Origin of the sequence: Burkholderia sp. BCC1996, from assembly GCF_905339955.1 — a bacterium.
GTDB lineage: Bacteria > Pseudomonadota > Gammaproteobacteria > Burkholderiales > Burkholderiaceae > Burkholderia.
In genome coordinates this window covers 176544-190872 of record NZ_CAJPHM010000013.1, presented here as the reverse complement: position 1 = coordinate 190872, position 14329 = coordinate 176544, and the positions used below count along the sequence as shown (strand labels likewise).

The following is a 14329-nucleotide window of genomic DNA, read 5'->3' as shown; positions in this document are numbered from 1 at the left end:
CGGCGGCGCAGATGCGATGTTCAGGAATCAGGTGCAGGAGGATGTCAGGATATGAGCGACGAATCGGTAAAGGCCTTGAGTTATCAGGTCGGGCAGGTCGTGCGGGGCAAGGCTGCGAGGCTTGAGGAACACACGACGACCCCGCCCGAGCGTTATACGCAGGCGACCTTGATGGACGACATGGTCGGCGCCTACCGTTTTGCGACGAATCAGGCCGATCGCGACATGCTGAAGGAAACGGGTGGGCTCGGGACGTCTCGTACCCGAACCCCGATGATCGAAGGCCTGATCACGCGCGGCGCCTTTGTCACTGAGAAGAAGGGCAAGCGTCACGAGATCCTCTCGGCACAGGAGCTGCGCGACCTCGTCACGGGCGGAGGGTCGGGCTATCAGCTGCCGGAATGGATGTGCAGCCCGGCGCTGACGGCCAAGTGGGAGATGGTCTTCGGCATGATCGAGCGCGGCCAGGTCACGCTCGAGGACGTGTTGCAGAAAGAGCGCGCGTTCGTCTCGAGCATGGTCGAGGAGTCGAAGAAACGGAAAGCTGCGTGACTCGTCAGGTCAGGGCCCACGCGACTGGAACGTTTCAATCGGCGTAGGACATGGCCCGCTCATTGTCATCAAGCGTCGACAGCGAAAAGTGGCGCTACAGACTCGAGACCGAGTCGAAGGCAGTCCCGCGCCAGACCGAGCGCCGCCTCGACATGCTCGAAGGACGGCCCAAATTGCAGATCGAGCAGGTGTTTGCCAAAGGCGTGTCCGGCCACTGTAAGAGTCGAATGTGCCGCCATTAGCGAAAAGGTTCGCCACGCACCCTGATACACACCGGTCATCTCGGCGATCTCCGCGGCCCTTTGACGTCGTCCCCCGAAGGCGACACCCGGTGATGCCCTTCATCACGCTTTTCCGTGGTGTCAAAGGTTGCAGGCATTCAAAACTCGAACCGCCTCGATCGCTGCCGCCTCGTCTTCGGCGCTGCCCACGGCGTTGTCATTGGAATCTTGCAGTCTCCATCTGCCAGTTTGGCGTGTCCGAATCAATTCGTAGGAAAACGGGCCGCGAGCAATGGACATCTCGCACGCGTTGATTCGGTAGTTGTTATTGGCGTTGATGTGGTCGTTCACGGGTTTCTCTGAAATGGCATGTCAAGAATATCTTGCGGCTCCGCCGACTCGCGCGTCGCCGTTGTTCGATTTGTCAGGACCGGTCGGCTGGAATGAAAGCTTCACTACGCCTGTGGACTTCTCGTTGGTCACGCCAACTCGCGTATCTTCCGACGCGAGCTTGCGTTTTCCTCTACGCCGATGCAGGCTGCTTAGCCTTCATACAGGCCATCTGCGCGGCGACCGCTTCATCTTTGAGAACGATCACAACCGGCCCCTCGCGAAAATCGCCGCTCATGGTCCCGTGCAGCGCATCCCGTTCGTCTTGCGTAAGGTTGCGCCATTTGGCAATCCAGTCGATTTTTCCAAAAAGCAGTCCGGATGGCCCCGAGGCGCAGGACTGTCCGACAGAGATGCCGTTCTCACGACACCATCTCCGAGCCGCGTCGAGCGCGGCCCACGTGCCTTTCTGGTTGAACTCGACTCGCATGCGATCTTCCCTCATCTTGCATTGAGATCTCCCTCCGCTTTCGGCTACTTCGTTCTGTACCGCGTGCGCCATTCCCAGCGGAATACGCGCCCTTGCACTTCTGCGTCGGCGGGTAACACGAGGCAGTCGAGCGTTCGACGATTCACCGAAACGATCTGGTACCGCCGCCCGGTGCGCGTGCGGAGTTCATCTCCGCCGACAGGGCCATCGCCCTCCCAGTAGTCGAACCGCAATTTCACGCGATCCCAAGCCGCTTTCATGCCTTTCCTTGTTCCGCCGTGGCGGGGTGCCAGCCATTCTCGATCAGGGAAACCTCGGGCGTAAGGCCGACTATTTCACCGATCCGACCGTTTCCTGCTCCACTTTTAGCCTGTGCGGCCGTGGCGTGCAACAAAAAATCCATGCCAGATATGTCGTTCGTGGAAATTCGCTTTAGAATGCAATGTATCAAGCTTGAATCATTTATGGTGCGGCTTGTCTGGGGGGTGCGGACAGTGCGTGGCGCGTGGCGACGCAATGAACAGATTGGTGAGCGGGGTGAGACGGATGCGAACAATGGATCTGGTAGGTGCGCAGGAACGCATGTCCGAGCCTCAGCGGACGGTGTTTCGCGAGTTCTATGTCGCCGGGCATTCTCCGGAAGAGATCTGTCGGCGCCATGGCTGGACGAGGGTCGAGTTTGACTCGGTCAACGTCGGAATGCTGCGCGGTTTGCGCGAGGGAGGAGCGGCGGAGGTTGCCGAGCCGGAGGTGAGCGATGTCGCTTAATCATGCATTGGTGCGGCACGGGGCGCGGTCGGCTGCGAATACGCCGGCACCGTCCACGCAAGTCCACGCGCAAATCGATGCGAAAGTCGATGCGCAAGTCGATGTGTTCGATGGATTCGACATGGGCGGTCGCCGCCGCTTGTGCTCGAACATGATTTCGCTGGCGATCCGGGATATTCAGCGTGGGCAGGCAGACGCGCCGCGCATTGTGCAAAGGCACGCCGAGCGCGCGCGCGACTGGGTGCTTGGCACTCAACCCGGCACCCTGACCTTCCTGCGTTGCGTGGAAGAGTTGAACATGGAGGACTGGTGCGACCGCCTCCGTGCGGAAATCCTCGCGCGCCCGGGCGAGATGGGTGAGATCTTCCGGGATTACGAGCGCGGTTACGCGAACGATATCGCGCTCGAACCGCTCGACGTGAGCGATGAAGCGATGCATCGCGCCGATGATCTGGAAGCAAACGGCGATGGCGACGAGGCGGGTGAATCAACGGCTGACCAGGGCGAAGCGTGGGCCGGTATGACGCCGGGCGCGTGACAGGGCGGGGTGACGGATGGAGTCGACCATGAACCGGGCCGATCTGCGCCAGTCCGCATTGAATCCCGGACTGAAGTCGAATCCGCAAGTGGCGGGGTGGGATGCGCGAAGCGATGCGGGTTCCCACGCGGATTCCCTGTTTGAATTGTTCGTGCCCGAGGCCTATCGGGTACTGGCGGCGTACGCGCGATCGATGAACGTCAGTTTCCGCTTCGGGCCGTTGGAGTTTCCGGCTGAGGACGTGTTCGCGCCGGAAGGGTTGCTGCCGCTGATCGCGCTGCGCGCGCATGAGCGAATGATCGAGCATGCCGTTCACCCGGACGGCTCACGCCAGTTCGGCTTGTCGCAAGGACTGGCGATGGAATTGGAGCCGTCCGAATCTGCGATGCTTGGGCAGGTCGCGCGGCTCGCGCCGCTGGATGGACGGGCAGACAGCTGGGCATCGGTGCGCATGCTGTATCTGATTGAAGCGGCCGATACGGTGCTCGGCCTCGACGACGATGCCGAAGTCGACATCATGCCGGTCCTCGAGTTCTTTTCTGAAGCCACGGGCGCTGAAGGCGGGCAGTCTGGGGGATCAGCTGACGATTCCCCAACCGGGTTGCTGGGATCGCGCTTGGCCAAACTGATGGGCGGCGCCGGCGGCGGCCGCGCAGGGCTCTTTAAATGGCCGCTAACGAAAACGCCTACACCGCGATGAGCGAGGCAAGCACTGTTAAATCGGGCGCGGCCCCGCGGGAAACCCTTCCGGGCGGCGCAGGCTTCGCCGCGCTCAAGCAGGGCGCGCGCAAGCCATCCAGTAAGGCGTCTGCGTCTGCGCCGGCACCAGCCGCGGTCACACAGCCTGCGCCCCCTGAATCGCCGCCGTCCGGATCGTTGCCCAGTGCGTCAGCGGGACTCGTCTCGATGGCACCGCCTGACACCGCGCCATCGAGCATGTCGACGTCGGTGACAAATCCCGGGCTGCCCGTGTTCCATCCGCCAGGCGTGCTTCCTGATGCACCGGTTTTGCCGTCGGGACCCGTGGAATTGGTGTTCCCGGCTGGGGAGGCGGGGCGTGGCGGTGAACGAGCCGAAGGTGGAGAGGGTGGATCGTCGGCGGGGGCCGCGGCGTCGGAGATGGCTGCAGCGTCCGCGGGGCGCTCGGTCTTCTCTGCGTTGTTGAACCCGGCGGGCGCGGATGCCGATGAGCCGCGTGCCCCCGCCGCGCCTGTTGTGCTGGCTGTCGATGGTCCGCACGTTGCTGCCCAGCGTGATCAGCGGGCTTCGGAATCGGCGGGGCGGCTGGAAGGCGAGGTGGCTGTGCGAGCGTCGACCGAAGGCGACGTCGATCGGATCGATGCGACCGATCCGGCCGTCACGCACGTCGTGCGCAGCCTTTCCCGGTTGGTGGCCGCCGTGGCGTACCGCCCTGGATCGCAAGCCGATCCGGGAGCCAAGCGTGCGACGCTCGAGCGACTGGTGCTGGGGGCGCAGGCCTTTGCGCAGGCACTGACGGCGCGGTCCGTGTCTAGTGCAACGAGCGCCATGCAGGCGCAGGCACAAACGGAATGGCAGGAGTTGGCCGCCGGTCTGTTGGCGAGGCAGTGGGAAGCGGGCGGGGAGGCGGAGGTTGATCCGCTCGTCGACAGCGCGAATGCGCTAGTCGACGCGATCGTCGAAGGGCGCGTGGGGCGTGTTGGGCGGGTGACTGCCGTGGCCGGTGGTGATGCGCGGGCGTCGGCCGCATCGGTCGTTGACGTCGCTGACGTCACTGAGGCGCCGGGCCGTTTTCTGGTTGTCGCGGCACGCGTCGCGTTCTCGCTTGCCGAGGCACTGGCGCAGGCGGGTCTGCGCGGTGCGCCGGCCGCGGCGGCCGCCGGTCGGCTGACGAATGCAGCGCTCGATGAGGTGCTGATGTCCAGCTTGACCTCGCGCGTGCCCGAGGCACTGCGCGAGCAACACATTCGGGACATGCTGAGTAGCGTCGCGGCGCTTCTGTCGGCCGAGATCCACGCTGCGGCGGATCAGGGTGAGCGTGCCGTCGCGGGGGAGACCACTGGCAACACCATCAGCGAAGCGGCGTGGGCCGCGAGGCTGGATGTCTGCTGGGCACACGCCAGTCAAGGGTATCAGCAGATTGAGGCGCTCGCGGTTGCCGCGTATGAGCGCGTCCTTTCTCGGGAAGAGCACCATGAAAAGATGGCGTAAGGATTTCGATTCGGGCGTGGGTCTCGCCACGCGGGACGTGTTGCGCAAGAGGCAAAGCGTGCGCATGCGCAAATTCCTGGAAGCCGGCGTTCTGGCAATGGCCTTCGGCGTGGGGGGTATGGGTGTGGCTCATGCACAGTTTGCTGCGACGAACTGTTCGAACATCCAGCAGGCGTCGCTGAACGCACTGAACAACCAGAAGCAGTCGGTGGACGCCGTGAACAATTGGCTCGGTCAGGCGCAGAAGGCGGCGAACGCATGCCTGACGAACATGGAGAAGATTCTGACCGGCGGCTTCGCCGTGCCGAACATCTCGAGCCTGCTGAACAGCGCGCTCAATACCATGTTGAACGCTGCCTGTCAGGTGGCGACGGCGCCCGTGACAGAACTCGCGAACCAGCGTTATACGCTGCCGGGAGGCTACGGATCGATCGGCTTGAATGGCGTACAGGCGACGATCCCGCCGGTGCAGGTTCCGGGCGTCGGCTCGGTGCCCCTGTTGTCCACGACGTCGTCGACCGCACAGTCGAGCGGCTTCTGGAACAGCGTCTCCAATTTCCTGTCGTTTTAAGGTGGCAGCGATGCGCAAGATTCCGTTTTTCAGCCGGCTGCGAAGCGTAGGCAGCGTGGTTCGCATCAGTATGGTGTTCGCGGGCCTGTCGTTTTCGCATTCGGCATTCGCCATTTGCGACGGCTGTGTCGTCGCGGCAGTGCAGGCTGGTTCGCAGGCGATTGTTGCCGCGATTGCGCAACTTGGCACGATCAATGCCTCCGCAATCACGAATTCGTCGAACAACCAGGTCAACCAGGCGAATACCGCGCAGGCCGAGCAGATCAAGAACGGCATGAACATGAAGTATGAGATCGCGCCGACGGCGTGCGCGAATGCCGCGATTACGCAGGGGGTGAGCAGCGTGATGTCGGGCTCGCCGGCACGCGGCGGTGCGGGCGGTGGCGCTCCGGGTGGCGGAACCCCGCCGGCGCCGCAACCGAACGACCAGCTCACCAACCTGATCAAGGTCGACAAAGGGCAGGTGCGCCGTCCGACGCCGGAGGCCATGACCCAGACGCAGGCGCAGGGCGCGTGTCAGGGCTATGCGTCGACGACCAACATGCGCGGGGTGATGTGCCAGATGGCTGGATTCAATCCGGCCGGCGCGACCTACATCGACGCGGACGTCTCTGCTGAGACGCTGTTCGACGGTCCGCAGAATACGACCGACATCACCAAGATGAAGCAGCACTTGACGATCAAGCAGAACACGAAGGAATACGCCGCGATCGAGATGTACCTGCACAATCTCGATCAGCCGCTCGAGCTGCGCGACCTGTCGAAGTCTGAATTGCAGACGAATGCAGGCGCACGCTACCTCGCGCTGCACGACATGTATGCGGCACGCATGTCGATGGCAAACAAACCGGCTCGAGACTGGGTCGGCGATAGTACGGCCGACCAGCGTCTGGTGAATGTGATCAATCAGATGATGCAGAACGATCCGAGCAATGGCACGGCGACGTTCGTCCAGAACTACCTGAGCGACAGCTTTCCGTCGTGGGGCAGCGACGGTATCTCGGTTCATCAGCTGCTGGATCTCGAGGGGCAGCGTCGCTACTTGAACGGCCAATGGTACAACTCGATCGCACAAGCTTCTCCTGACGCAGTTGCACGCGAAAGCGTGATGATCGGCGCGGCGCAGAACTATCTGTTGACGCAACTGCTGTTCGCGCAGCAAAAGACGAACGTGATGCTCGGTCAGGTGCTGGCTGCGACCGAGCGCCAGGAATTCCAGCCGCAGCTGATGGCGGCGCACCGCGCGGCCACTGGAGGCAAGTAGATCTGGAATGGATGGGGTAGATCAGATTCGTAGCGGCAATTGCGCGATACCATTCGGGGTCCTCTCTGCCCGGTAGTCGGATGAATGCGCAGCCCGGTCTCTACCCCGTGAGACCGGGTTTTTTTTTGGTGCGCCCAGCATGGGCGCACTCCTGCGGGTGGAAGTCCCGCCATAAGCTGGTCACGGCGAATGAAGTGAAGCGCAACTGCGTGAGGGCGACCGAGCGTGGGGAGGAAGCGTGGAGCGTAAATCGCGAGCCGATGAACAAGAACTGCATAGAAGGCGCTGCTGAGCAGGGCGAGCGGGCCAGAAACCGCGAAGCTCTCGTGATCAAGGCGAAGCGGCGTAGATGCGGCGGTTGTGCGATGAAGGAGTGCGTTCTTACCTGGGGAGGCCTCGCCTCATGCCTGAAAGGGCAACGGCGTCGAGCCGGAGCGAGGAGTCAGCCGAGGTCGTAGTAGCCGCAGGATAGGCCGGGAAGGCCGAGGCTAGTGGCGAAGGACCAAACGAGGAGGAGTGTTCAACGACATGCCGACGCAACAGGCAAGGCGTCAGATGCCCGCGCGAGCGGGGCGAGCGGTGGCAGCGCGCGGTGAAGCTGTGCGTGAAGCCGTGAGCGACGAAGCCTGCGGCTCGCGGCATGAGACGAGGAGCACAGGGTCGGCGTTGCTGGAAGCGGCGCTGACGAGAGAGAACCTGCGGCAGGCGTTCAAACGGGTGCGAGCCAACAAGGGTGCGTCGGGCGTTGACGGGCTGGACATTGACCAGACCGCGCGGCATCTGGTGACAGCCTGGCCGGCAATACGTGAGCAACTGCTGCGGGGGACGTACCGGCCCATGCTGGTACGGCGGGTGGCGATCCCGAAGCCGGATGGAGGTGAGCGCGAGCTTGGCATCCCGACGGTGACGGATCGCCTGATCCAGCAAGCGTTGCTGCAAGTGCTGCAACCGATTCTAGATCCCACGTTTAGCGAGCACAGCTACGGCTTCCGACCGGGGCGGCGTGCGCACGATGCGGTGTTAGCCGCGCAGTCGTACGTACAATCGGGCCGGCGGATCGTGGTGGACGTCGATCTGGAAAGATTCTTTGACCGGGTCAATCACGACATTCTCATTGACCGCTTGCAGAAGCGCATCGGGGACGCTGGTGTCATCCGGCTGATCCGGGCGTACCTGAACGCGGGTGTGATGAGCGATGGCGTGGTGCAGGGGCGGGAGGAGGGTACGCCGCAAGGTGGACCACTCTCACCGCTGCTGGCGAACGTGCTGCTCGATGAAGTGGACAAGGAACTGGAGCGAAGGGGTCATTGCTTCGTGCGCTATGCCGACGATGCGAACGTGTACGTTCGCTCACGCCGTGCGGGCGAACGGGTAATGGCGCTGTTGCAGCGGCAGTACGGGCGGCTACGCCTGAAGATCAATGAAGCCAAAAGCGCCGTGGCAAGCGTGTTTGGCCGCAAGTTCCTGGGCTACAGCTTCTGGGTAGCCGCAGGCCGTGTGGTCAAGCGCAAGGTGGCAGTCAAACCGTTGGCCACGTTCCGGCAACGCGTGCGGGAACTGACGCGTCGAGGTGGGAGCAGCCTGCAACAGGTGGTGGAGAGGCTGAGGCCCTACCTGCTGGGCTGGAAGGGCTACTTCCGTCTGGCGCAGACGCCGGGCGTGATGCGGGAACTGGACGAATGGTTGCGCCATCGCCTGCGCGCGATCCAACTGAAGCACTGGAGGCGCGGCACGACCATGTACCGTGAACTGCGCGCACTCGGCGCAGCGCATGATGCTGCGCGCCAAGTGGCGGCCAACGGCCGTCGCTGGTGGCGCAACAGCGGGCAGTTGCTCAACGGCGTGCTGCCCATCGCATGGTTTGACCGTCTGGGCCTACCCCGTCTCTCCTGACCTCAACTCCTCGAACCGCCCGGTGCGGACCCGCATGCCGGGTGGTGTGGCAGGGGCGAAGCCTGTTGGCTTCCCCCTATGCCGATTGGGGTGTCCGGATTTTGCGGTTGATTTGATGTGCTGCGGCCCAGCAAGAGCATGCTCTTCACGCTCTAAAAGTACGAAATCAATAGGAGTGAATTATTCATGTGGGTACTAATCTTGAGCATCGTCACTGCAACCGCTCCCGCAACCGCAACGCAGGAATTCACGTCTAAGCGGGCATGCAGTGCCGCTGCGTCAGATGCTGCCAAGACATTTGAGGCGGCCAGTCTAGAAGCCGGAACCAAAATCACGGTGCGCAGCATTTGCGTGAGAAAGTAGTTGTTCGGCGCAGTACCGAACGAACCCATCAACCGCGAAATGCGGATACCATTTTTTTGTTTATTCGTTAGGAATGCGAGTCAGGCCAACGTCATTCGCGTAGGTGTGCGGATGCGCGGCTGGCGTAGAAAGCAAGCAGGATATTCCAGGAGCGAGAGATGCCACTCAAGCAGAGCAAGACCCGAGGCGAGTTGATCGAGCAATGGCGAACCGAAGCTGAGTGCGGCTCGCACGTCTGGAGCAGCTCGGCGCCCGCGATCGCTGACATCATCGAGCGGAACGACCCGGCGCTGGCGCTGCGGCTGCTTCGGGAGGAGGTGAAGCGCGCAGGCCAGATGGCAGTTGGGGAGTACCTCGAGCGCGCGATGGCCGACGTGCAAGCTCTGCTGAACGATGGCCCGCCGCGCGCGAGCCATGCGGATCTCGAGGGCAAGGCGCTGCCGCTCTATCTTTACGAGAGCCACCAGGTATTCCGGAATGACGTGTTGGTCGACGTCCAGGTGCGGCCGGTCACGGTCGTCTGGCACGGCGTACGGTCGGAGGTCGGGGCAACGGGTCCGTCTCTGAGCTTTATCGATGCCGAGGGCCGCAATGGATGGGGCAGTGCCGATCTCTTCTACGCGTCTGAAGCCGACGCGCAGGTGGAACGGGCCCGGGTGATCCGGTCCGCGCAACAGATGGGGCAGATGCTGCCGGATCTGCCTCGTCCAACACGGTTCCGCGACGGAACTGAGCACAATCCGATCGATCTGGAGATCGAGCAACTGCCGGGGCTCGGCACGGCACGCATCTCTTCGGTTGGCACCGAGAACATCTACATGGAACGCGGCGGGCTGCATTACTACTGTAAGGTTCACGATACCCGCGGCTACGAAGTGGGCGAGTGGGACTTCATCCGTGACGAACCACTCCACAACCCTCAACCGAAATTACCGCTGGGCGAATCGCTCAACGATTTGCTGGCAAAGGCGCTGCGAGCAAAGAAGGAGCGTGAAGCGCTCGCTGACCAGCTAGTTCAAGCGAGCGGTGCGGATGGCGCTGTTGCTTTTGAGAAACGCGATGGTCGCACGGCCATCGCCGGTCGAGATCCGTCGAAGCCTGGATTCTTTCGTGTCACGTGGCTTGATGAAAGCGGACCGTATGGGCACGCAGAAGCGCCAACGTTGCGTGATGCCGTCGTCCGGGCCCTCGAAGAGGGATACAGGCCGAATGCTTCTCTGTTGCTGAACCGGGACCTGGATCCCGAAACGCTGAGCGACGATCGCGTTCACATGGCAGCGACGGCCCTGCAGTCGTGCCGCAAACATGGCGTCGGCCAGGAGAGCGCGGTGGCGGAGTTGCTATGTAGCCTGCAGTACTACTGCGATCGCGTTGGCGTGTCATTCGAGACTGAGCTTGCGCGTGCGAATCGGGCGTATACGCACGGAACGGGTGTCGAGGATGACTGTGAGCACGGGGCCCAGGGCGAGGATACGGACGCAGGCGCGTCGCCGGGCATGCGTGCGTGATTGTGGCCGTGATCATTGATGAAACGAAGGAGTGGACCATGCCGTATAACGATGGAGCCGACTGTGGTTCAAGGAGTGTCGATCCGAAGGTCGCCGATTTCGTGAGGCTGCTGAGAGCGGCCGGTGTCGCGGAAATTCTGGGCAGCACGAGCGGGCTCGCAGACGAGGGCGACGATGGAAGCAGTCCCGTGATGGATGAGTGGAGCGTGATGGATCCGACGGGAGATCCTGCGCACGTGGTTGTGAGGTTCGTCTGGGACGACGGTCGCTATGAGTCGGTGCTGGATCTGACGGAAGGGGGGATCGCGCAAGGGCAGTGGGACGGCAAGACGTTCAAGTGTGCGGACGACTGCGGCCAGGCAGTGTCGCTGCAGCTGTTCGAATCGCACGAGAACATGCGGTGTCTGACGCTGGACGACTTGCATCCGATTTCGCATCCTGGTTCGCCTTCGATGTCGTCGACCGCTTCGGCCGAGGCTCCTGTCGGAGGTGTTGGCCGCGGCGATGGGAAGTTGCGAACTGCGGCGAGAGCGTTGCTGGATGCGTACGGTGGCAATGTGCCCGACTGGCTGCGCGCCGAATGTGCCGCTCTGGAAATGGCGCTCGGAGATTCGGACGAGCCCGCAGATCCGGGACGGAGGGAGCAGCCCGGGGATCACGATGCCCATAGCGTCCACCGGGCTCAGGCCGGGCATGGTGAGCCTTGGGAACGCGACGACATTCAGTTCCCGCGGCTGATCGCGGAGATCGTGGCGACGCAGGAACTCGATCTGCCGGCGCTCGCCGAATCGATGGATCTTTCCGTCGACGACGTCAATGCGCTGTTCGATCGCGCCGACCAGCGCTGGGAAGCGATCAAGGCTGAGATCGCGCCGGTGGACCTTCCGGCGCCTCGCGGGTAACCGATGTTCAGATGCGACAAGCCACCCACATTGAGGAGACGATCATGACGTTTCGTGTGTACCACCTTTCTGACACGCGCGATGAGCTTGCGCGCCAGTTGTCGCACAACAACACCGTGTTGGATGCACAAAGGGACGCTGATAAGGCGCGCGCCTTGTATCTCGCGCCGGCGCAAGACTGCGAGTATCGGCTGGTGGCCGAACTCGACGCACGCGATCTCGAGGACGTGTTCGAGCGGACCAACACCATCGAGCGGGAGTGGTGGAACAACCCGGGCGTCGATCCCAAGTTCAGCGGTTCGGGCTGCCGCTCGACGAGCGTGGGCGACATCATAGTCGACGAGCGCGGCGTCGCGCACTTGTGCTCTCCGTCCGGCTGGACCGATCTCGGGCAGACGGATCACCATGGTGAAGCCGTGGAGCATGGTCGGCGCGTTGTGGTGGACGAGGAGAGTCTCAATGAGCCGGAAGTCGATTCCGAATTGGATCACCCTTCGCCGCGTGTGTAGGTCGCCATCGACCACATTGATCGTCAGCTAACTCGATTTCGGGCTAGCGCGTTCCTTCGGTGCTTCTGCTGCCACCATTTCGTCCGCTGGGAACAGTTGCAGCAATGCGCGCGCGGCCTCAACGTTCTTCGTGTGCAGCCATTCGTCGTAGTCTGACGGGCGCAGAATGACGACGGACCGCTTTTCGTCGCCGGGCTTGTGCATGTGTTTCATGACCGGGTGCTCGTCGGCATTGAGCGTGAGCATCGCCATCGCGAGCGTCTCGGCGCCGTCCGGCCCCTTCCACGCTCGCCAGATCCCGGCGACGCAGTACGGCTGCCAGTCGGCGACTCCAATCCGGTACCGCACGTGCTTCCCCGTCTCCCAGTTCGGCTCGTAGATCCAGCGGGCTGGAATGAGACAGCGATGGCCTGCGCGCCAGGCAGTGCGGTACGCCGGCTTCTCGCCGACCGTCTCGGACCGGGCGTTGACGGTCATGTATTTCTTGCCGGGCGGCTGGTGGTCCTTGGGGATCATCCCGAAGTTGGCGATAACGGCTTCCGCGCAGTCACCGCCAGCCCGCACGATCGGCGCTGCATAGTCCGGCCATATTTCTGGCTCCCACGGCGTGCGCTGATAAAGGTCGCCGATGCCGAGCTTCAGCTCGCTGATTCCCGGATCTTCGTTCGGTGCGCGGTAGTTGGTGCACATCGGTCAGTAACCCCCGTAGGTTTTCGTGAAGGAGTGGAAGCCGACCGCCGGAGCGATGGCCTGATGGAGCCGGACAGCAAGCGGCTCGACGATGCTCCATAGCGGGAAGTGTTTCATGCCGGTCTGGATATAGCGCAAGCCGTGGTCAAGGTTCAATCGGACCAGCAGTTCCATTGCGGTCACGTCGCGGTCCGTTTCCTTGAAAATGCTGAGCAAGCCTAGCTCCTTCGATTTGCGGTAGCAGGCGTGCAAATCGTGCCCGTACTGCTTCTTGCGCAACTCGCGCACGGTCATGCCGGCATGGCGCAGATAGGACTTGAGCGTAAGCTCGATACCGTGATGGGCTAAGAAGTAAGCCGGCACGGGCGAAATCTGCGTCCCCGGGTTCTTGTCCGTGTGGACGTCGTCAATCAGCATGGCTGCCTCGATGTACTCGTACGCATAGCGTGCGAGGCCGATCGAGGTGGTCCGTGCTTCTTCATCCGGTTCGGCGGTGGGCATTGTCTTTTCCATATTCCCTTCGTGTTTGCGCGGCGAGGTATCCCATATCCGATATTGGTGGCATCTGTATCCGGTTCGCTATACTGTACATTCATACAGGTATCGGTGTCGAAAATGGGGCCAGTTTGGGAGTATCAGTGGGAGTACACCGACCTCGACGACGGCCAGGTGAAGCTGTATCCGTTTTGGCTGACGGTGGCCGAGGCTGGGTACTCGATGACGCTTATCGAGAACGAGGCGCGACGCCTGAAGCATACGCGCCGGGAGCGCGTCGGGCCGCCGGAATGGCGCGAGAAGATCAAGGGGAAGCCGAGCGGACTCAGGGCCCTTCCCTCGTTTGATTCACCGCAGGACGGCGAGCTTCGCGAGCTATGGTGGCGCGTCCCCGATCCTGACGTGCATCGTGCGATCCTCGAAATTGTCCGTGTGCGGCGCGTCATCGGCGATATTGCCGGCCTATGCGAGACAATCCGCGGGGAGTGGACGCGAGAGGTTGGCGGCGGGCTTGTGGCCATTCATGCGCTGCGCATGTTGCTGGCACGCGAGCGGCGGCGCACGGGTGAAGTTGGCGGGAAGTCGGGTGGCGCCGCGCCTGGTGATGGTGAGGAAGTGTCACGCTGATCCTCATTTGCCCCGGCCGCACGTTCGATCGCAAAGGGTAAGAGGAGCGGGGCGGGCGTCGCTTTACTCCTCGTCTACTCGTCGCTATCGAGCCTCCAACGCGGCGTGTCTTCGCCTGGCGGCACGCGCGGCATTTCCGCAAAGCCCAACCCCAACAGAAACTCGCGCACGGCGGCCTCATCCTTGAAGGGATGAAAATGCTGGGCGCCGGCCGACCATCCCGGTTGACGCATTTCGACTAGCGGATACCTGCCGTCCATCGACATGCGGCCAAATCGGAACACGCATCCCGACACGGCGCGCTTTCCGACCTCATCGTTCATCCGTATTAGCCAGCCGTCGACCGGTTCTCGAATTACCTTCGCCATTGAAACTCCGCTCTGTCTATTCGCGCCGTTCAGTATAGGCGAGGAGCGCG

16 protein-coding genes are annotated in these 14329 nt (G+C 62.6%); 11 read left to right on the top strand and 5 right to left on the bottom strand.

The window, feature by feature from the left end:
- Window positions 1-51: 51 nt before the first annotated feature.
- Window positions 52-552 carry a DNA topoisomerase gene (locus tag U4Z64_RS20635; RefSeq protein ID WP_321820914.1) on the top strand — a complete coding sequence of 167 codons (501 nt, stop codon included), beginning with the start codon at window positions 52-54 and terminating at the stop codon, window positions 550-552.
- Window positions 553-914: 362 nt separating this feature from the next.
- Here the strand turns inward: U4Z64_RS20635 and U4Z64_RS20630 are convergent, their stop codons facing one another.
- Window positions 915-1124 carry a hypothetical protein gene (locus U4Z64_RS20630; protein ID WP_321820913.1) on the bottom strand — a complete coding sequence of 70 codons (210 nt, stop codon included), beginning with the start codon at window positions 1122-1124 and terminating at the stop codon, window positions 915-917.
- Window positions 1125-1296: 172 nt separating this feature from the next.
- Window positions 1297-1593 carry a hypothetical protein gene (locus U4Z64_RS20625; RefSeq protein ID WP_321820912.1) on the bottom strand — a complete coding sequence of 99 codons (297 nt, stop codon included), beginning with the start codon at window positions 1591-1593 and terminating at the stop codon, window positions 1297-1299.
- Between the two features lie 555 nt (window positions 1594-2148).
- On the opposite strand from U4Z64_RS20625, the gene U4Z64_RS20620 reads away from it, so the two are divergent.
- From U4Z64_RS20620 to U4Z64_RS20580, 9 genes are all read left to right on the top strand, one after another.
- Entirely contained in the window at window positions 2149-2361 is a 213-nt protein-coding gene (locus U4Z64_RS20620; protein WP_321820911.1) for a hypothetical protein, read from the top strand.
- Window positions 2351-2899, top strand: a complete 549-nt coding sequence (locus U4Z64_RS20615; RefSeq protein WP_321820910.1) for a hypothetical protein — start codon at window positions 2351-2353, stop codon at window positions 2897-2899. The genes U4Z64_RS20620 and U4Z64_RS20615 overlap by 11 nt, the downstream gene beginning before the upstream one ends.
- Before the next feature lie 28 nt (window positions 2900-2927).
- On the top strand, window positions 2928-3599 hold the full coding sequence (locus U4Z64_RS20610; protein WP_321820909.1) for a hypothetical protein: 672 nt from the start codon (window positions 2928-2930) through the stop codon (window positions 3597-3599).
- Between the two features lie 419 nt (window positions 3600-4018).
- The gene (locus U4Z64_RS20605; protein ID WP_321820908.1) at window positions 4019-5089 is read left to right on the top strand and encodes a hypothetical protein; all 1071 of its coding nucleotides are present in this window, start codon (window positions 4019-4021) and stop codon (window positions 5087-5089) included.
- Between the two features lie 440 nt (window positions 5090-5529).
- Window positions 5530-6924 (top strand): hypothetical protein, encoded by a 1395-nt coding sequence (locus tag U4Z64_RS20600; RefSeq protein ID WP_321820907.1) that lies wholly within the window; start codon window positions 5530-5532, stop codon window positions 6922-6924.
- A 528-nt stretch (window positions 6925-7452) separates the two neighbouring features.
- Entirely contained in the window at window positions 7453-8817 is a 1365-nt protein-coding gene (gene ltrA / locus U4Z64_RS20595; RefSeq protein ID WP_321820935.1) for a group II intron reverse transcriptase/maturase, read from the top strand.
- Between the two features lie 521 nt (window positions 8818-9338).
- Window positions 9339-10688 carry a hypothetical protein gene (locus tag U4Z64_RS20590; RefSeq protein WP_321820906.1) on the top strand — a complete coding sequence of 450 codons (1350 nt, stop codon included), beginning with the start codon at window positions 9339-9341 and terminating at the stop codon, window positions 10686-10688.
- Between the two features lie 38 nt (window positions 10689-10726).
- The gene (locus U4Z64_RS20585) at window positions 10727-11590 is read left to right on the top strand and encodes a hypothetical protein (protein WP_321820905.1); all 864 of its coding nucleotides are present in this window, start codon (window positions 10727-10729) and stop codon (window positions 11588-11590) included.
- Between the two features lie 44 nt (window positions 11591-11634).
- On the top strand, window positions 11635-12099 hold the full coding sequence (locus U4Z64_RS20580; protein WP_321820904.1) for a hypothetical protein: 465 nt from the start codon (window positions 11635-11637) through the stop codon (window positions 12097-12099).
- A gap of 27 nt (window positions 12100-12126) precedes the next feature.
- On the opposite strand, the gene U4Z64_RS20575 is transcribed toward U4Z64_RS20580, so the two are convergent.
- Window positions 12127-12789, bottom strand: coding sequence for an SOS response-associated peptidase (locus U4Z64_RS20575; RefSeq protein WP_321820903.1), 663 nt, complete (start codon window positions 12787-12789; stop codon window positions 12127-12129).
- A 3-nt stretch (window positions 12790-12792) separates the two neighbouring features.
- The gene (locus U4Z64_RS20570; protein WP_321820902.1) at window positions 12793-13290 is read right to left on the bottom strand and encodes a hypothetical protein; all 498 of its coding nucleotides are present in this window, start codon (window positions 13288-13290) and stop codon (window positions 12793-12795) included.
- A gap of 114 nt (window positions 13291-13404) precedes the next feature.
- Here U4Z64_RS20570 and U4Z64_RS20565 point away from each other — a divergent pair, with 114 nt between their 5' ends.
- Window positions 13405-13911 carry a hypothetical protein gene (locus tag U4Z64_RS20565; protein WP_321820901.1) on the top strand — a complete coding sequence of 169 codons (507 nt, stop codon included), beginning with the start codon at window positions 13405-13407 and terminating at the stop codon, window positions 13909-13911.
- A gap of 74 nt (window positions 13912-13985) precedes the next feature.
- Here U4Z64_RS20565 and U4Z64_RS20560 read toward each other — a convergent pair whose 3' ends face one another.
- The gene (locus tag U4Z64_RS20560; RefSeq protein WP_321820900.1) at window positions 13986-14279 is read right to left on the bottom strand and encodes a hypothetical protein; all 294 of its coding nucleotides are present in this window, start codon (window positions 14277-14279) and stop codon (window positions 13986-13988) included.
- Between the last annotated feature and the right edge of the window lie 50 nt (window positions 14280-14329).